This is a genomic window from Burkholderia sp. ABCPW 111, from assembly GCF_000773065.1.
GTDB classification, from domain to species: domain Bacteria; phylum Pseudomonadota; class Gammaproteobacteria; order Burkholderiales; family Burkholderiaceae; genus Burkholderia; species Burkholderia savannae.
Genome location: NZ_JPWT01000075.1, coordinates 1 through 14507 on the forward strand (window position 1 = coordinate 1; position 14507 = coordinate 14507).

At 60.9% G+C, this 14507-nt stretch carries 28 protein-coding genes and 1 pseudogene; all 29 read left to right on the plus strand.

Translation table 11 applies throughout. The features are described 5' to 3' along the window. A pseudogene (locus X946_RS31465) lies at positions 1-99 on the plus strand (elongation factor Tu); the annotation flags it as partial. A gap of 268 nt (positions 100-367) precedes the next feature. Continuing rightward, positions 368-679 carry a 30S ribosomal protein S10 gene (rpsJ, locus tag X946_RS16735; protein WP_004199280.1) on the plus strand — a complete coding sequence of 104 codons (312 nt, stop codon included), beginning with the start codon at positions 368-370 and terminating at the stop codon, positions 677-679. A 197-nt stretch (positions 680-876) separates the two neighbouring features. After that, complete coding sequence (gene rplC / locus X946_RS16740; protein ID WP_038749718.1) at positions 877-1536, plus strand: 50S ribosomal protein L3; 660 nt, start codon at positions 877-879, stop codon at positions 1534-1536. After that, complete coding sequence (gene rplD / locus X946_RS16745; RefSeq protein ID WP_038749629.1) at positions 1536-2156, plus strand: 50S ribosomal protein L4; 621 nt, start codon at positions 1536-1538, stop codon at positions 2154-2156. Before rplC ends, rplD begins: the two co-directional genes overlap by 1 nt. Continuing rightward, complete coding sequence (rplW, locus tag X946_RS16750; RefSeq protein ID WP_004199275.1) at positions 2153-2467, plus strand: 50S ribosomal protein L23; 315 nt, start codon at positions 2153-2155, stop codon at positions 2465-2467. The genes rplD and rplW overlap by 4 nt, the downstream gene beginning before the upstream one ends. A 2-nt stretch (positions 2468-2469) precedes the next feature. Then, a complete protein-coding gene (rplB, locus tag X946_RS16755) occupies positions 2470-3297 on the plus strand; it encodes a 50S ribosomal protein L2 (RefSeq protein ID WP_038749631.1) in 828 nt (275 codons plus the stop codon). Between the two features lie 10 nt (positions 3298-3307). Next, positions 3308-3583: a 30S ribosomal protein S19 gene (gene rpsS, locus X946_RS16760; protein ID WP_004199273.1), complete on the plus strand. Its 276-nt coding sequence runs from the start codon at positions 3308-3310 to the stop codon at positions 3581-3583. 12 nt (positions 3584-3595) lie between these two features. Beyond that, positions 3596-3925: a 50S ribosomal protein L22 gene (gene rplV, locus X946_RS16765; RefSeq protein WP_004199272.1), complete on the plus strand. Its 330-nt coding sequence runs from the start codon at positions 3596-3598 to the stop codon at positions 3923-3925. Positions 3926-3936: 11 nt separating this feature from the next. Next, positions 3937-4737, plus strand: coding sequence for a 30S ribosomal protein S3 (gene rpsC / locus X946_RS16770; protein WP_038749633.1), 801 nt, complete (start codon positions 3937-3939; stop codon positions 4735-4737). Positions 4738-4739: 2 nt separating this feature from the next. Continuing rightward, complete coding sequence (rplP, locus tag X946_RS16775) at positions 4740-5156, plus strand: 50S ribosomal protein L16 (protein WP_004199857.1); 417 nt, start codon at positions 4740-4742, stop codon at positions 5154-5156. Positions 5157-5165: 9 nt separating this feature from the next. After that, complete coding sequence (gene rpmC / locus X946_RS16780; RefSeq protein WP_004199856.1) at positions 5166-5360, plus strand: 50S ribosomal protein L29; 195 nt, start codon at positions 5166-5168, stop codon at positions 5358-5360. Then, positions 5357-5629, plus strand: a complete 273-nt coding sequence (gene rpsQ / locus X946_RS16785) for a 30S ribosomal protein S17 (protein ID WP_004201274.1) — start codon at positions 5357-5359, stop codon at positions 5627-5629. Before rpmC ends, rpsQ begins: the two co-directional genes overlap by 4 nt. A 306-nt stretch (positions 5630-5935) precedes the next feature. Further along, positions 5936-6304, plus strand: a complete 369-nt coding sequence (rplN, locus tag X946_RS16790) for a 50S ribosomal protein L14 (RefSeq protein WP_004197951.1) — start codon at positions 5936-5938, stop codon at positions 6302-6304. Between the two features lie 9 nt (positions 6305-6313). Beyond that, positions 6314-6622: a 50S ribosomal protein L24 gene (rplX, locus tag X946_RS16795; RefSeq protein ID WP_004197950.1), complete on the plus strand. Its 309-nt coding sequence runs from the start codon at positions 6314-6316 to the stop codon at positions 6620-6622. A gap of 17 nt (positions 6623-6639) precedes the next feature. After that, a complete protein-coding gene (rplE, locus tag X946_RS16800; protein ID WP_004202757.1) occupies positions 6640-7179 on the plus strand; it encodes a 50S ribosomal protein L5 in 540 nt (179 codons plus the stop codon). A gap of 7 nt (positions 7180-7186) precedes the next feature. Further along, complete coding sequence (gene rpsN, locus X946_RS16805) at positions 7187-7492, plus strand: 30S ribosomal protein S14 (RefSeq protein WP_010106961.1); 306 nt, start codon at positions 7187-7189, stop codon at positions 7490-7492. A gap of 14 nt (positions 7493-7506) precedes the next feature. Further along, positions 7507-7902 (plus strand): 30S ribosomal protein S8, encoded by a 396-nt coding sequence (rpsH, locus tag X946_RS16810; RefSeq protein WP_038749635.1) that lies wholly within the window; start codon positions 7507-7509, stop codon positions 7900-7902. Positions 7903-7922: 20 nt separating this feature from the next. Then, a complete protein-coding gene (gene rplF / locus X946_RS16815; protein ID WP_038749636.1) occupies positions 7923-8453 on the plus strand; it encodes a 50S ribosomal protein L6 in 531 nt (176 codons plus the stop codon). A gap of 12 nt (positions 8454-8465) precedes the next feature. Beyond that, a complete protein-coding gene (rplR, locus tag X946_RS16820; protein ID WP_004197946.1) occupies positions 8466-8831 on the plus strand; it encodes a 50S ribosomal protein L18 in 366 nt (121 codons plus the stop codon). Positions 8832-8844: 13 nt separating this feature from the next. Further along, positions 8845-9363, plus strand: coding sequence for a 30S ribosomal protein S5 (gene rpsE, locus X946_RS16825; protein WP_004197945.1), 519 nt, complete (start codon positions 8845-8847; stop codon positions 9361-9363). 15 nt (positions 9364-9378) lie between these two features. Further along, positions 9379-9561, plus strand: a complete 183-nt coding sequence (rpmD, locus tag X946_RS16830) for a 50S ribosomal protein L30 (protein ID WP_004202755.1) — start codon at positions 9379-9381, stop codon at positions 9559-9561. Between the two features lie 28 nt (positions 9562-9589). Then, entirely contained in the window at positions 9590-10024 is a 435-nt protein-coding gene (gene rplO / locus X946_RS16835) for a 50S ribosomal protein L15 (protein ID WP_038749639.1), read from the plus strand. Between the two features lie 44 nt (positions 10025-10068). Further along, positions 10069-11415, plus strand: coding sequence for a preprotein translocase subunit SecY (gene secY / locus X946_RS16840; RefSeq protein WP_009906430.1), 1347 nt, complete (start codon positions 10069-10071; stop codon positions 11413-11415). Between the two features lie 9 nt (positions 11416-11424). Further along, the gene (infA, locus tag X946_RS16845) at positions 11425-11643 is read left to right on the plus strand and encodes a translation initiation factor IF-1 (RefSeq protein WP_004521905.1); all 219 of its coding nucleotides are present in this window, start codon (positions 11425-11427) and stop codon (positions 11641-11643) included. 20 nt (positions 11644-11663) lie between these two features. Continuing rightward, complete coding sequence (gene rpmJ, locus X946_RS16850) at positions 11664-11780, plus strand: 50S ribosomal protein L36 (protein ID WP_004199844.1); 117 nt, start codon at positions 11664-11666, stop codon at positions 11778-11780. A 38-nt stretch (positions 11781-11818) separates the two neighbouring features. Beyond that, positions 11819-12184, plus strand: coding sequence for a 30S ribosomal protein S13 (gene rpsM / locus X946_RS16855; RefSeq protein WP_038749642.1), 366 nt, complete (start codon positions 11819-11821; stop codon positions 12182-12184). Positions 12185-12212: 28 nt separating this feature from the next. Beyond that, complete coding sequence (gene rpsK / locus X946_RS16860; protein ID WP_004197937.1) at positions 12213-12614, plus strand: 30S ribosomal protein S11; 402 nt, start codon at positions 12213-12215, stop codon at positions 12612-12614. A 152-nt stretch (positions 12615-12766) separates the two neighbouring features. Next, positions 12767-13390, plus strand: coding sequence for a 30S ribosomal protein S4 (rpsD, locus tag X946_RS16865; RefSeq protein WP_038749644.1), 624 nt, complete (start codon positions 12767-12769; stop codon positions 13388-13390). A 127-nt stretch (positions 13391-13517) separates the two neighbouring features. Continuing rightward, complete coding sequence (locus X946_RS16870; protein ID WP_009888441.1) at positions 13518-14495, plus strand: DNA-directed RNA polymerase subunit alpha; 978 nt, start codon at positions 13518-13520, stop codon at positions 14493-14495. The last annotated feature ends 12 nt before the right edge of the window (positions 14496-14507 follow it).

Here is a 14507-nt window from a genome sequence, read left to right on the forward strand (position 1 = left end):
CTGATCGCGCCGATCGCGATGGAAGAAGGTCTGCGCTTCGCGATCCGCGAAGGCGGCCGCACCGTCGGCGCCGGCGTCGTCGCCAAGATCATCGAGTAATATCGGCGATCCGCGATTCCGCGGTACGTAGTTGTACCGTCCGAAACCGGGCGTCCAGTTTGTGCTGGCGCCCGGTTTGTCTTTTTGGGGAGCCCCGTTGCGTCGTCGACAAACCCGCCCCATCGCTGCGCAAATTCGTGTAGAATCGCGGGCTTAGCAGTGGAAGTACCGTTCGGAACGTGGCGCTTCGCTCCCCGCAGGCTCCGGGTTTCGCGTTCTTTTGGTGTCTGGCGATGCAATATCGCCTCGCTCTTTTCAAGGAATCGTCATGCAGCAACAGAAAATCCGCATTCGCCTGAAGGCTTTCGATTATCGTCTGATCGATCAATCGGCGGCCGAGATCGTCGATACGGCGAAGCGGACTGGCGCAATCGTCCGTGGCCCGGTGCCGCTGCCGACGCGCATCCAGCGTTTTGACATCCTGCGTTCGCCGCACGTCAACAAGACGTCGCGCGATCAGCTCGAAATCCGCACCCACCAGCGCCTGATGGACATCGTCGATCCGACCGACAAGACGGTCGACGCGCTGATGAAGCTCGACCTGCCGGCTGGCGTCGACGTGGAAATCAAGCTGCAGTAAGGCTGATCGAAGGCTTTCGGCGCCGCGCGGCTCGCCGGATGGCGCTAAGCCTTTGATTGCTTGCGAAAAACGATGGGCCTCGCTATAATGTTGGGCTTTTCGCGTATTTGCGTAAAAAGCCGGTGACCTGAGCCTCTTCGGGTTGCGGCGTTTTGTAAATTAGCCCCGACCAATCGCAGTCGGGAATGGAGAAAACGATGAGCCTTGGACTCGTAGGTCGCAAGGTTGGCATGACCCGTATCTTCACGGCGGAAGGGGATTCGATTCCCGTCACCGTGCTCGACGTGTCGGACAACCGCGTGACGCAGATCAAGACTGTTGAAACCGACGGCTACACGGCCGTACAGGTTGCATTCGGCTCCCGCCGCGCATCGCGCGTGACGAAGCCGCTGGCAGGTCATCTCGCCAAAGCCGGTGTCCAAGCCGGTGAAATCCTCAAGGAATTCCGCATCGAAGCCGACAAGGCCGCCGAGTTGTCGAACGGCGCCGTGATCGGTCCGGATCTGTTCGAAGTGGGTCAGAAGGTCGACGTGCAGGGCGTGTCGATCGGTAAGGGCTACGCGGGCACGATCAAGCGCTACAACTTCGGTTCCGGCCGTGCATCGCACGGTAACTCGCGCTCGCACAACGTGCCGGGCTCGATCGGTATGGCGCAAGATCCGGGGCGTGTGTTCCCGGGCAAGCGCATGACGGGTCACATGGGTGACGTGACGGTGACGGTGCAGAACCTCGAAATCGCTCGTATCGACGCAGAGCGCAAGCTGCTGCTCGTCAAGGGCGCGATTCCGGGTGCGAAGGGCGGCAAGGTTTTCGTGACGCCGGCCGTGAAGACGCGTGCTGTGAAGGGGGCGAAATAATGGAACTCAAGCTCCTGAATGCGAATGGTCAGGAAGGTGCGGCGGTCAATGCGTCGGACGTCGTGTTCGGCCGTGACTACAACGAAGCGCTGATCCACCAGGTCGTCGTTGCATACCAGGCGAACGCTCGCCAGGGCAACCGCGCTCAGAAGGATCGCGAGCAAGTCAAGCACACGACCAAGAAGCCGTGGCGCCAGAAGGGCACGGGCCGCGCTCGTGCCGGTATGTCGTCGAGCCCGCTGTGGCGTGGCGGCGGTCGGATCTTCCCGAACTCGCCCGACGAAAACTTCTCGCACAAGGTCAACAAGAAGATGCATCGCGCAGGCCTCTGCTCGATCTTCTCGCAGCTGGCCCGCGAAGGCCGTCTGTCGGTTGTCGAGGACATCGTCCTCGAAGCGCCGAAGACCAAGCTGCTGGCCGACAAGTTCAAGGCCATGGGTCTCGATTCCGTGCTGGTCATCACCGACACGGTCGACGAAAACCTGTACCTCGCGTCGCGCAATCTGCCCCACGTGGCGATTGTCGAGCCGCGCTACGCTGACCCGCTGTCGCTGATCTACTTCAAGAAAGTGCTGGTCACGAAGGCTGCGGTCGCCCAGATCGAGGAGTTGCTGTCATGAGCGAGATTCGCAAGAACGATCATCGTTTGATGCAGGTCCTGCTCGCACCGGTGATTTCCGAAAAGGCGACGCTGGTTGCCGACAAGAACGAGCAAGTCGTGTTCGAAGTCGCGCCGGATGCCACGAAGCAGGAAGTGAAGGCGGCTGTCGAGCTGCTGTTCAAGGTTGAAGTTGATTCCGTCAACGTGCTGGTTCAGAAGGGCAAGCAAAAGCGCTTCGGCCGTTCGATGGGCCGCCGCAAGGACGTGAAGAAGGCATACGTGTGCCTGAAGCCCGGCCAGGAAATCAACTTTGAAGCGGAGGCCAAGTAATCATGGCAATCGTCAAAGTCAAGCCGACGTCGCCGGGTCGCCGCGCGATGGTCAAGGTGGTCAACAAGGAACTGCACAAGGGCAAGCCGCACGCGGCGCTGCTCGACACGCAGAGCTCCAAGGCTGGCCGCAACAACAATGGCCGCATCACGACGCGTCACCAGGGCGGTGGTCACAAGCAGCACTACCGCATGATCGATTTCCGTCGCACGAAGGACGGCATTCCGGCGAAGGTCGAGCGTTTCGAGTACGACCCGAACCGCAGCGCGAACATCGCGCTCGTGCTGTACGCAGACGGCGAGCGCCGCTACATCATCGCGCCGAAGGGCGTGACGGTGGGCCAGCAACTGATGTCGGGCTCGGAAGCGCCGATTCGCGTGGGCAACACGCTGCCGATCCGCAACATTCCGGTCGGTACGACGATTCACTGCATCGAAATGCTGCCGGGCAAGGGCGCGCAGATGGCGCGTTCGGCCGGTACGTCGGCGATGCTGCTCGCACGCGAAGGCGTGTACGCGCAGGTTCGTCTGCGTTCGGGCGAAATCCGCCGCGTGCACATCGAGTGTCGCGCGACGATCGGTGAAGTCGGCAACGAAGAGCACAGCCTGCGCCAGATCGGCAAGGCCGGTGCGAACCGTTGGCGCGGTATCCGTCCGACGGTGCGTGGCGTCGCAATGAACCCGATCGACCACCCGCACGGTGGTGGTGAGGGCCGTACCGCTGCGGGCCGCGACCCGGTGAGCCCGTGGGGCACGCCGACGAAGGGCTTCCGTACGCGTCGCAACAAGCGCACGACGACGATGATCGTCCAGCGCCGTCACAAGCGTTAAGGAGTAGGCAATGGCACGTTCTGTTAAAAAAGGTCCGTTCTGCGACGCCCATTTGCTGAAGAAAGTTGAGGCGGCTGCAGCTTCGCGCGACAAGAAGCCGATCAAGACCTGGTCGCGTCGCTCGACGATCCTTCCGGACTTCATCGGTCTGACGATCGCCGTCCACAACGGCCGTCAACACGTTCCGGTGTACATCTCGGAAAACATGGTCGGCCACAAGCTTGGCGAGTTCGCACTGACCCGTACGTTCAAGGGTCACGCGGCCGACAAGAAGGCCAAGAAATAAGGGGCTATCAAGATGGAAGTGAAAGCAATTCATCGCGGTGCCCGCATCTCGGCGCAGAAGACGCGCCTTGTGGCTGACCAGATCCGCGGTTTGCCGGTCGACAAGGCGCTGAACGTTCTGACGTTCTCGCCGAAGAAGGCGGCTGGCATCGTGAAGAAGGTCGTGCTGTCGGCGATCGCGAATGCGGAGCACAACGAAGGCGCCGACATCGACGAGCTCAAGATCAAGAGCATTTACGTCGACAAGGCTGCGTCGCTCAAGCGTTTCACCGCGCGCGCAAAGGGCCGCGGCAACCGCATTGAGAAGCAATCCTGTCACATCACTGTGACGGTCGGGAATTAAGGAGCCATACGATGGGACAGAAAATTCATCCGACTGGCTTCCGCCTGGCTGTCAGCCGCAATTGGGCTTCGCGCTGGTACGCGAACAACAACAATTTCGCGGCGATGCTGCAGGAAGACATCGGTGTTCGTGAGTACCTGAAGAAGAAGCTGAAGAATGCTTCGGTCGGTCGGGTCATCATCGAGCGTCCGGCGAAGAACGCGCGCATCACGATTTTCAGCTCGCGTCCGGGCGTCGTCATCGGCAAGAAGGGCGAGGATATCGAACTGCTGAAGACGGAACTGCAACGCCGCATGGGCGTGCCGGTTCACGTCAACATCGAAGAGATCCGCAAGCCGGAAACCGATGCGCAACTGATCGCCGATTCGATCACGCAGCAGCTCGAGCGCCGGATCATGTTCCGCCGCGCGATGAAGCGCGCGATGCAGAACGCGATGCGTCTGGGTGCCCAAGGCATCAAGATCATGAGCGCCGGTCGTCTGAACGGCATCGAAATCGCGCGTACCGAGTGGTACCGCGAAGGCCGCGTGCCCCTGCACACGCTGCGCGCCGACATCGACTACGCAACGTCGGAAGCAAAGACGACGTACGGTGTCATCGGCGTCAAGGTGTGGGTCTACAAGGGCGACACGCTCGGCCGCAACGACGCGCCGGTGGTCGAAGAAGTGACCGAAGACAAGCGTCCGCGTCGCAACGCGCGTCCGGGCGACCGTCGTCCGCGCCGTGACGGTGAAGGCGGCGCTCCGGGTGCTCGCCGTGGCGCACCGCGCCGTGGCGCCGGCAAGCCGGAAGACGGCAAGACTGGAGAATAACGATGCTGCAACCGAAACGCAGGAAGTATCGCAAAGAGCAGAAGGGCCGTAACACCGGTATCGCCACGCGCGGCAACGCCGTGTCGTTCGGTGAGTTCGGCCTGAAGGCTGTCGGTCGCGGCCGTCTGACCGCGCGTCAGATCGAGGCGGCGCGTCGTGCAATGACGCGTCACATCAAGCGCGGCGGCCGCATCTGGATTCGCATCTTCCCGGACAAGCCGATTTCGCAGAAGCCGGCCGAAGTGCGGATGGGTAACGGTAAGGGTAACCCTGAGTACTACGTCGCCGAGATTCAGCCGGGCAAGATGCTGTATGAAATGGATGGCGTATCCGAAGAACTGGCGCGTGAAGCGTTCCGTCTGGCCGCAGCGAAGCTGCCGCTGAAGACGACGTTCATCGTGCGTCAGCTCGGCGCCTAAGGAGAAAACATGAAGGCTTCCGAACTTCTCCAGAAAGATCAGGCCGCGCTCAACAAGGAGCTGTCGGACCTGTTGAAGGCGCAATTCGGCCTGCGCATGCAACTCGCGACCCAGCAGCTCACGAACACGAGCCAGCTGAAGAAGGTTCGTCGCGACATCGCACGTGTGCGGACCGTCCTGACTCAGAAGGCGAACCAGAAATGAACGATAGCGTGAAAACCTCGCTGAAGCGGACGCTCGTCGGTAAGGTCGTCAGCAACAAGATGGACAAGACCGTCACCGTGCTGGTCGAGCACCGCGTCAAGCACCCGATCTACGGCAAGTATGTCGTGCGCTCGAAGAAGTACCACGCGCACGATGAAGCGAACACCTACAACGAAGGCGATCTCGTCGAAATCCAGGAAACCCGTCCTGTTTCGAAGACGAAGGCCTGGGCGGTTTCGCGTCTCGTCGAGGCGGCCCGCGTGATCTAAGCGGGAAAGGCAGTAAAAAGTGCTTCAGCAGTAGAAGTGCTTGAAATCGCAAAGTTTTTGCTTGCGTGGCCGGGATTATTTGTTATAATCCCGGTCTTCCCTCTTTATGGGAGCCCCGTCGCGGGCGAAGTGACTGGTGGGGGAAGCGGACTGGCGTCAGGCCTGCTCCGAAGGATTCACCGATTGCGATGGCGGGTTTCGTTTGCCGTCGCTGCTGTTCCAACCCAAGCAGCCTCGGCTGACGGGACCAAGACTGACCGTATGCGCCATGGTGGCGTATCCGGATTAAGTTGGGAAAGACAAACCATGATCCAGACCGAATCTCGGCTTGAAGTGGCCGACAACACGGGTGCGCGTGAAGTCATGTGCATCAAGGTGCTCGGCGGCTCGAAGCGTCGTTATGCCAGCATTGGCGACATCATCAAGGTGAGCGTCAAAGAGGCAACGCCGCGCGGGCGCGTGAAGAAAGGCGAAATCTACAACGCCGTGGTGGTCCGCACCGCCAAGGGCGTTCGCCGTCAAGACGGCTCGCTGATCAAGTTCGACGGCAACGCCGCTGTGCTTTTGAATAACAAGCTCGAGCCGATCGGCACCCGTATCTTCGGGCCGGTCACGCGTGAGCTGCGTAGCGAACGATTCATGAAGATCGTGTCGCTGGCGCCGGAAGTGCTGTAAGGAGTCGCGATGAACAAGATTCGCAAGGGTGACGAAGTGATCGTCATCACCGGCAAGGACAAAGGCAAGCGCGGTGTCGTGCTGGCCGTGGGCGCCGAGCATGTGACGGTCGAGGGTATCAACCTCGTCAAGAAGCATGTGAAGCCGAACCCGATGAAGGGTACGACGGGCGGCGTGGAAGCGAAGACGATGCCGCTGCATATTTCGAACGTCGCACTGGTCGACGCGAACGGCAAGGCTTCGCGTGTTGGCATCAAGGTCGAGGATGGCAAGAAGGTTCGCTTCCTGAAGACGACCGGTGCCGTGCTGAGCGCCTGACGCTGCGGAGTAGAGAAATGGCACGTTTTCAAGAGTTTTACAAAGAGAAGGTTGTTCCCGGCCTGATCGAGAAGTTCGGCTACAAGTCGGTCATGGAAGTGCCGCGCATCACCAAGATCACGCTGAACATGGGTCTTGGCGAAGCGGTCGCCGACAAGAAGATCATCGAGAACGCCGTCGGCGATCTGACGAAGATCGCGGGTCAGAAGCCTGTCGTGACGAAGGCTCGCAAGGCAATCGCGGGCTTCAAGATTCGTCAAGGCTACCCGATCGGCGCGATGGTCACGCTGCGCGGCCGCGCGATGTACGAATTCCTCGATCGTTTCGTGACGGTTGCCCTGCCCCGCGTGCGCGATTTCCGCGGCGTGTCGGGCCGTGCATTCGATGGTCGCGGCAACTACAACATCGGTGTGAAAGAGCAGATCATTTTCCCCGAAATCGATTACGACAAGATCGACGCGCTGCGTGGGCTGAACATCAGCATCACGACGACCGCGAAGACCGACGACGAAGCGAAGGCTCTGCTCGCCAGCTTCAAGTTCCCGTTCAGAAACTGAGGTTACCGTGGCTAAACTGGCACTGATCGAACGTGAAAAGAAGCGCGCTCGCCTTGCGCAAAAGTACGCTCCGAAGCGTGCTGAACTGAAGGCGATCATCGACGACGCGAGCAAGTCCGAAGAAGAGCGCTACGCCGCTCGCCTGGAACTGCAGCAACTGCCCCGCAACGCGAACCCGACCCGCAAGCGTAACCGCTGCGCGATCACGGGCCGTCCGCGCGGCACGTTCCGCAAGTTCGGCCTCGCGCGCAACAAGATTCGTGAAATCGCATTCCGTGGCGAGATTCCTGGCCTGACCAAGGCGAGCTGGTAATAGGAGAAACATAAATGAGCATGAGTGATCCTATCGCCGATATGCTGACTCGCATCCGCAACGCGCAGATGGTCGAGAAGGTTTCGGTGTCGATGCCCTCGTCGAAGGTCAAGGTTGCGATCGCGCAGGTCCTGAAGGACGAAGGTTATATCGACGATTTCGCCGTGAAGGCGGAAGGCGCGAAGGCCGAGCTGAACATCGCGCTGAAGTACTACGCGGGCCGCCCGGTCATCGAGCGCCTCGAGCGCGTGTCGAAGCCGGGTCTGCGCGTGTACCGCGGCCGTAACGAGATTCCGCAGGTCATGAATGGCCTCGGTGTGGCAATCGTGTCGACGCCGAAGGGCGTGATGACCGACCGCAAGGCGCGCGCTACCGGCGTCGGCGGCGAAGTCATCTGCTACGTCGCTTAAAGCCGAAAGGAGAGAGGAACATGTCTCGAGTAGGTAAGAGCCCGATCGCGCTGCAAGGCGCGGAAGTCAAGCTGGCCGACGGTGCGATCATCGTCAAGGGTCCGCTGGGCACCATCACGCAAGCGGTCAATCCGCTCGTGAACGTGGCGAACAACGACGGCACGCTGAACCTGTCGCCGGTCGACGACAGCCGCGAAGCAAATGCACTGTCGGGCACGATGCGCGCGATCATCGCGAATGCCGTGCACGGCGTGACCAAGGGTTTCGAGCGCAAGCTGACGCTGGTTGGCGTCGGTTATCGTGCGCAGGCGCAAGGCGACAAGCTGAACCTGTCGCTGGGTTTCTCGCACCCGGTGGTGCACCAGATGCCGGAAGGCGTCAAGGCTGAAACCCCGACGCAAACCGAAATCGTGATCAAGGGGATCGACAAGCAGAAAGTCGGCCAAGTCGCTGCCGAAGTGCGCGGCTACCGTCCGCCCGAGCCGTACAAGGGCAAGGGCGTGCGCTATGCCGACGAGGTTGTGATCCTCAAAGAAACGAAGAAGAAGTAAGGGTGCGCAATCATGGATAAGACTCAATCTCGCCTGCGCCGCGCTCGCCAGACGCGTATCAAGATCGCTGAGTTGCAGGTCGCGCGTCTCGCCGTGCATCGCACGAACACGCACATCTACGCTCAGGTGTTCTCGCCCTGCGGCACCAAGGTGCTGGCCAGCGCGTCGACGCTCGAAGCCGAAGTGCGCGCTCAGCTCGCCGACAAGTCGGGCAAGGGCGGCAACGTCGCCGCTGCCACGCTGATCGGCAAGCGTATCGCCGAAAAGGCCAAGGCCGCCGGCATCGAATCCGTCGCCTTCGACCGCTCGGGCTTCCGCTACCACGGCCGCGTGAAGGCGCTGGCCGAGGCAGCTCGCGAAGCTGGGCTCAAGTTCTAAGGAAGGAATCGTCATGGCAAAGATGCAAGCGAAAGTTCAGGCTGACGAGCGCGACGACGGCCTTCGCGAAAAGATGATCTCGGTCAATCGCGTGACCAAGGTCGTGAAGGGTGGCCGTATTCTCGGCTTCGCCGCACTGACCGTGGTTGGCGATGGCGATGGCCGCGTCGGCATGGGCAAGGGCAAGGCGAAGGAAGTGCCGGTTGCCGTCCAGAAGGCGATGGAGCAGGCCCGCCGCAACATGTTCAAGGTGCCGCTGAAGAACGGCACGCTGCAGCACGAAGTGCACGGCAAGCACGGTGCGTCGACGGTTCTCCTCGCTCCGGCGAAGGACGGTACCGGCGTGATCGCCGGCGGCCCGATGCGCGCGGTGTTCGACGTGATGGGCGTGCAGAACGTCGTCGCGAAGAGCCACGGCTCGACGAACCCGTACAACCTCGTTCGTGCGACGCTGGACGGCCTGCGCAAGCAGTCGACCCCGGCCGACATCGCGGCGAAGCGCGGCAAGTCCGTCGAAGAAATTTTGGGCTAAGCCCAGGTGGTCACCATGTCTGAAAAAACTGTCAAGGTTCAGCTCGTGAAGAGCCTGATTGGGACCCGCGAATCGCACCGCGCCACCGTGCGCGGTCTGGGTCTGCGCCGTCTCAACTCGGTCAGCGAACTGCAGGATACGCCGGCGGTGCGCGGGATGATCAACAAGGTCTCGTACCTTGTGAAGGTCATCGGTTAAGCGGCCGACTACGGATCAAGGAGTTGATATGGAATTGAATAACCTGAAGCCGGCGGCAGGCGCTAAGCATGCGAAGCGTCGCGTTGGCCGCGGCATCGGTTCCGGCCTCGGTAAGACGGCCGGCCGTGGTCACAAGGGTCAGAAATCGCGTTCGGGCGGCTTTCACAAGGTCGGCTTCGAAGGCGGTCAGATGCCGCTGCAGCGTCGTCTGCCGAAGCGCGGCTTCACGTCCCTGACGAAGGAATTCGTCGGTGAAGTGCGCCTCTCCGACCTCGAAAAGCTGCCGGTCGACGAAGTCGATCTGCTCGCTCTGAAGCAAGCCGGCCTCGTCGGCGAGCTGACCAAGAGCGCGAAGATCATCGCGACGGGCGAGCTGAAGCGCAAGATCGTCGTCAAGGGTCTCGGTGCGACGAAGGGTGCGCGCGCCGCGATCGAGGCGGCCGGCGGTTCGTTTGCCGAGTGACACGCAACGCGTGCCGTCACTAGCATTTGCATCGGAGAAGATACTTGGCTAACAGCCCGAGTCTCGCAAAACCCGGTCGAAGCACGGCGAAGTTCGGCGATCTGCGTCGGCGTGCAATGTTCTTGCTGCTGGCGCTGATCGTCTATCGCATCGGCGCGCACATCCCGGTGCCGGGCATCGACCCGGATCAGCTGGCGAAGCTGTTCCAGAGCCAGGCGGGCGGCATCCTGGGCATGTTCAACATGTTCTCGGGTGGCGCGCTGTCTCGCTTTACGATCTTCGCGCTGGGGATCATGCCGTATATCTCGGCGTCGATCATCATGCAGCTGATGGCGATCGTGTCGCCGCAGCTCGAGGCGCTGAAGAAGGAAGGGCAGGCCGGACAGCGGAAGATCACGCAGTACACGCGGTACTTCACCGTGGTGCTCGCGACGTTCCAGGCTTTCGGCATCGCGGCCGCGCTGGAGAATCAGCCGGGGCTCGTGACCGATCCGGGCGCGGTGTTCCGTCTGACGACGGTCGTCACGCTGGTGACGGGAACGATGTTCCTGATGTGGCTCGGCGAGCAGATCACCGAGCGTGGTCTCGGCAACGGCATCTCGATCATCATCTTCGGCGGGATCGCAGCAGGGTTCCCGAATGCCGTCGGTGGGTTGTTCGAGCTGGTGCGCACGGGTTCGATGAGCATCATTTCGGCGATCATCATCGTCGTTCTGATCGCCGCGGTGACTTACCTGGTCGTGTTCATCGAACGCGGTCAGCGCAAGATCCTCGTGAACTACGCGAAGCGCCAGGTCGGCAACAAGATTTACGGCGGGCAGTCGTCGCACCTGCCGCTGAAGCTGAACATGTCGGGCGTGATTCCGCCGATCTTCGCATCGTCGATCATCCTGTTCCCGGCGACGATCCTGAGCTGGTTCAGCTCGGGCGAGCGCAAGGGCTGGCTGTCCGACACGCTGCACAACGTCGCGGAAGCGCTGAAGCCGGGCCAGCCGGTCTATGTGCTGCTTTACACGCTGGCAATCGTGTTTTTCTGCTTCTTCTACACCGCGCTGGTGTTCAACAGCAGGGAAACCGCGGACAACCTGAAGAAGAGCGGCGCGTTCGTGCCGGGCATCCGTCCGGGCGACCAGACCGCGCGATACATCGACCGGATTCTCACGCGTCTCACGCTGGCCGGTGCGATCTACATCGTCTTCGTGTGTCTGCTGCCGGAGTTCCTGGTGTTGCGCTGGAACGTGCCGTTTTATTTTGGTGGAACGTCGCTGCTGATCATTGTCGTCGTCACGATGGACTTCATGGCGCAGGTGCAGTCGTACGTTATGTCGCAACAGTATGAGTCGCTGCTCAAGAAAGCCAATTTCAAGGGCGGCAACATCCCAATGCGTTAAAAAGGACTTATGGCCAAAGACGATGTAATCCAGATGCAGGGTGAGGTGATCGAAAACCTTCCGAATGCGACCTTCCGGGTGAAGCTGGAAAACGGCCATGTCGTATTGGGACATATCTCCGGAAAGATGCGGATGCACTACATCCGTATCCTTCCCGGCGACAAGGTGACGGTTGAATTGACGCCTTACGATCTGTCTCGTGCGCGGATCGTGTTCCGGGCGAAGTGATTTAGAAAAAGGGTAATATCATGAAAGTGATGGCATCGGTTAAGCGCATTTGCCGCAATTGCAAGATCATCAAGCGCAAGGGCGTGGTTCGCGTGATCTGCAGCTCGGATCCGCGTCACAAGCAGCGTCAAGGCTGACTGCGCGTTTGTTTGCGCTTTTTGTTTGAGGAAAAACAATGGCTCGTATCGCAGGGGTTAACATCCCGAACCACCAGCATACCGAAATCGGTCTGACGGCGATTTTTGGTATCGGCCGCACGCGCTCGCGCAGCATCTGCGTGGCTTCTGGTGTGGCTTTCTCGAAGAAGGTCAAGGACCTGACCGACGCAGACCTCGAAAAGCTGCGTGAAGAAGTGGGCAAGTTTGTCGTCGAAGGCGATCTGCGCCGTGAAGTGACGATGAACATCAAGCGCCTGATGGACCTCGGCTGCTACCGCGGCGTGCGCCATCGCAAGGGCTTGCCCATGCGCGGCCAGCGTACGCGTACGAACGCCCGTACTCGCAAGGGTCCGCGTCGTGCAGCGCAAGCGCTGAAGAAGTAAGCGGAACTGACAGTTACAGGAAAACGTAATGGCTAAGGCTTCGAACACCGCGGCGCAACGCGTTCGCAAGAAAGTCAAGAAGAACGTCGCGGAAGGCGTGGTTCACGTTCACGCGTCGTTCAACAACACGATTATCACGATCACCGATCGCCAGGGCAATGCGCTGGCGTGGGCGACGTCGGGCGGCCAGGGCTTCAAGGGCTCGCGCAAATCGACGCCGTTCGCCGCACAGGTGGCTGCCGAGTCGGCCGGCCGCGTGGCGATGGAATATGGCGTGAAGAATCTGGAAGTGCGGATCAAGGGCCCCGGCCCGGGCCGCGAGTCGGCAGTGCGCGCACTGCACGGTCTCGGCATCAAGATCACCGCGATTTCGGACGTGACGCCGATTCCGCACAACGGCTGCCGTCCGCCGAAGCGTCGCCGCATCTAACGATGCGTTGGCGCCTTGCCTGTCGCCGCTTTGCGTCGACGGGCTGCGCTTTTTTGATTGCGCATTTGATTGATTAAGCCCACCGTTCGCCCCAAAGGGCGCGAACTAGCGCGGATTCCGGTTCGCGTCATAGATAGATAGAGGAATGCAAAGTGGCACGTTATATCGGCCCTAAAGCCAAGCTGTCCCGCCGTGAAGGCACCGATCTGTTCCTGAAGAGCGCGCGCCGCTCGCTCGCCGACAAGTGCAAGCTCGACAGCAAGCCCGGTCAGCACGGCCGCACTTCGGGTGCGCGCACGTCGGACTACGGCACGCAGCTCCGCGAAAAGCAGAAGGTCAAGCGCATTTACGGCGTGCTGGAGCGTCAGTTCCGCCGCTACTTCGCAGAAGCCGACCGCCGCAAGGGCAACACGGGTGAAAACCTGCTGCAACTGCTCGAGTCGCGTCTCGACAACGTCGTGTACCGCATGGGCTTCGGCTCGACCCGCGCTGAAGCGCGTCAGCTCGTGAGCCACAAGGCGATCACCGTCAACGGCATCGTCGCGAACATCCCGTCGCTGCAAGTGAAGTCGGGCGACGTGATCTCGATCCGTGAAAAGGCAAAGAAGCAGGCGCGTATCGTCGAAGCGCTGTCGCTGGCCGAGCAAGGCGGCATGCCGAGCTGGGTTGCGGTCGATGCGAAGAAGTTCGAAGGCACGTTCAAGCAAATGCCGGAGCGCGCCGACATCGCGGGCGACATCAACGAAAGCCTGATCGTCGAATTGTATTCGCGTTAATCCGATTGATGGCCGAGGAATCCTGTTCATTGCGTCGCGCAAGGCAGGGCCTCGGCTGTTCATTTTCAGGTTGTTACCGGTCAGCCTTATCGGTGTAACGAGCCGAGGGTATTGAAAAGGAAAACCTATGCAAACCAGTTTGTTGAAACCCAAGATCATCGCCGTGGAATCGCTGGGCGAGAACCACGCGAAGGTGGTGATGGAACCGTTCGAACGCGGTTACGGCCACACCTTGGGCAATGCGCTTCGCCGCGTGCTGTTGTCGTCGATGGTCGGTTACGCGCCGACCGAAGTGACGATCGCCGGCGTCGTGCACGAGTATTCGACGCTTGATGGTGTGCAAGAGGACGTCGTCAACCTGCTGCTGAACCTGAAGGGCGTGGTGTTCAAGCTGCATAACCGCGACGAAGTCACGGTGACGCTGCGCAAGGAAGGCGAAGGCGTCGTGACGGCCGGCGATATCGAACTGGCTCACGACTGCGAAGTCATCAACCCGAATCACGTGATCGCGCATCTGTCGAAGGGCGGCAAGCTCGACGTGCAGATCAAGGTCGAGAAGGGCCGCGGCTACGTGCCGGGCAACGTGCGCCGTTACGGCGACGAGACGGCGAAGATCATCGGCCGCATCGTCCTGGACGCGTCGTTCTCGCCGGTTCGCCGCGTGAGCTATGCGGTCGAGAGCGCGCGCGTCGAGCAGCGTACCGACCTCGACAAGCTCGTGATGAACATCGAAACGAGCGGCGTTATCACGCCGGAAGAAGCGATCCGCCAATCGGCACGCATCCTCGTCGACCAGCTGTCCGTGTTCGCCGCGCTGGAAGGCACGGAAACGGCCGCGGAAGCGCCGTCGCGCGCGCCGCAGATCGACCCGATCCTGCTGCGCCCGGTCGATGACCTCGAGCTGACCGTCCGTTCGGCGAACTGCCTGAAGGCCGAGAACATCTACTACATCGGCGACCTGATCCAGCGCACGGAAAACGAGCTGCTGAAGACGCCGAACCTCGGCCGCAAGTCGCTCAACGAGATCAAGGAAGTGCTCGCTTCGCGCGGTCTCACGCTGGGCATGAAGCTCGAGAACTGGCCGCCGGCCGGCCTCGACAAGTAATCCCGGTTGTCG

What these genes read in the sequence shown, in the direction of transcription:
- rpsJ (WP_004199280.1), top strand. Translation starts at nt 368, where the DNA reads ATGCAGCAACAGAAAATCCGCATTCGCCTGAAGGCTTTCGATTATCGT.
- rplC (WP_038749718.1), top strand. Translation starts at nt 877, where the DNA reads ATGAGCCTTGGACTCGTAGGTCGCAAGGTTGGCATGACCCGTATCTTC.
- rplD (WP_038749629.1), top strand. Translation starts at nt 1,536, where the DNA reads ATGGAACTCAAGCTCCTGAATGCGAATGGTCAGGAAGGTGCGGCGGTC.
- rplW (WP_004199275.1), top strand. Translation starts at nt 2,153, where the DNA reads ATGAGCGAGATTCGCAAGAACGATCATCGTTTGATGCAGGTCCTGCTC.
- rplB (WP_038749631.1), top strand. Translation starts at nt 2,470, where the DNA reads ATGGCAATCGTCAAAGTCAAGCCGACGTCGCCGGGTCGCCGCGCGATG.
- rpsS (WP_004199273.1), top strand. Translation starts at nt 3,308, where the DNA reads ATGGCACGTTCTGTTAAAAAAGGTCCGTTCTGCGACGCCCATTTGCTG.
- rplV (WP_004199272.1), top strand. Translation starts at nt 3,596, where the DNA reads ATGGAAGTGAAAGCAATTCATCGCGGTGCCCGCATCTCGGCGCAGAAG.
- rpsC (WP_038749633.1), top strand. Translation starts at nt 3,937, where the DNA reads ATGGGACAGAAAATTCATCCGACTGGCTTCCGCCTGGCTGTCAGCCGC.
- rplP (WP_004199857.1), top strand. Translation starts at nt 4,740, where the DNA reads ATGCTGCAACCGAAACGCAGGAAGTATCGCAAAGAGCAGAAGGGCCGT.
- rpmC (WP_004199856.1), top strand. Translation starts at nt 5,166, where the DNA reads ATGAAGGCTTCCGAACTTCTCCAGAAAGATCAGGCCGCGCTCAACAAG.
- rpsQ (WP_004201274.1), top strand. Translation starts at nt 5,357, where the DNA reads ATGAACGATAGCGTGAAAACCTCGCTGAAGCGGACGCTCGTCGGTAAG.
- rplN (WP_004197951.1), top strand. Translation starts at nt 5,936, where the DNA reads ATGATCCAGACCGAATCTCGGCTTGAAGTGGCCGACAACACGGGTGCG.
- rplX (WP_004197950.1), top strand. Translation starts at nt 6,314, where the DNA reads ATGAACAAGATTCGCAAGGGTGACGAAGTGATCGTCATCACCGGCAAG.
- rplE (WP_004202757.1), top strand. Translation starts at nt 6,640, where the DNA reads ATGGCACGTTTTCAAGAGTTTTACAAAGAGAAGGTTGTTCCCGGCCTG.
- rpsH (WP_038749635.1), top strand. Translation starts at nt 7,507, where the DNA reads ATGAGCATGAGTGATCCTATCGCCGATATGCTGACTCGCATCCGCAAC.
- rplF (WP_038749636.1), top strand. Translation starts at nt 7,923, where the DNA reads ATGTCTCGAGTAGGTAAGAGCCCGATCGCGCTGCAAGGCGCGGAAGTC.
- rplR (WP_004197946.1), top strand. Translation starts at nt 8,466, where the DNA reads ATGGATAAGACTCAATCTCGCCTGCGCCGCGCTCGCCAGACGCGTATC.
- rpsE (WP_004197945.1), top strand. Translation starts at nt 8,845, where the DNA reads ATGGCAAAGATGCAAGCGAAAGTTCAGGCTGACGAGCGCGACGACGGC.
- rpmD (WP_004202755.1), top strand. Translation starts at nt 9,379, where the DNA reads ATGTCTGAAAAAACTGTCAAGGTTCAGCTCGTGAAGAGCCTGATTGGG.
- rplO (WP_038749639.1), top strand. Translation starts at nt 9,590, where the DNA reads ATGGAATTGAATAACCTGAAGCCGGCGGCAGGCGCTAAGCATGCGAAG.
- infA (WP_004521905.1), top strand. Translation starts at nt 11,425, where the DNA reads ATGGCCAAAGACGATGTAATCCAGATGCAGGGTGAGGTGATCGAAAAC.
- rpmJ (WP_004199844.1), top strand. Translation starts at nt 11,664, where the DNA reads ATGAAAGTGATGGCATCGGTTAAGCGCATTTGCCGCAATTGCAAGATC.
- rpsM (WP_038749642.1), top strand. Translation starts at nt 11,819, where the DNA reads ATGGCTCGTATCGCAGGGGTTAACATCCCGAACCACCAGCATACCGAA.
- rpsK (WP_004197937.1), top strand. Translation starts at nt 12,213, where the DNA reads ATGGCTAAGGCTTCGAACACCGCGGCGCAACGCGTTCGCAAGAAAGTC.
- X946_RS16870 (WP_009888441.1), top strand. Translation starts at nt 13,518, where the DNA reads ATGCAAACCAGTTTGTTGAAACCCAAGATCATCGCCGTGGAATCGCTG.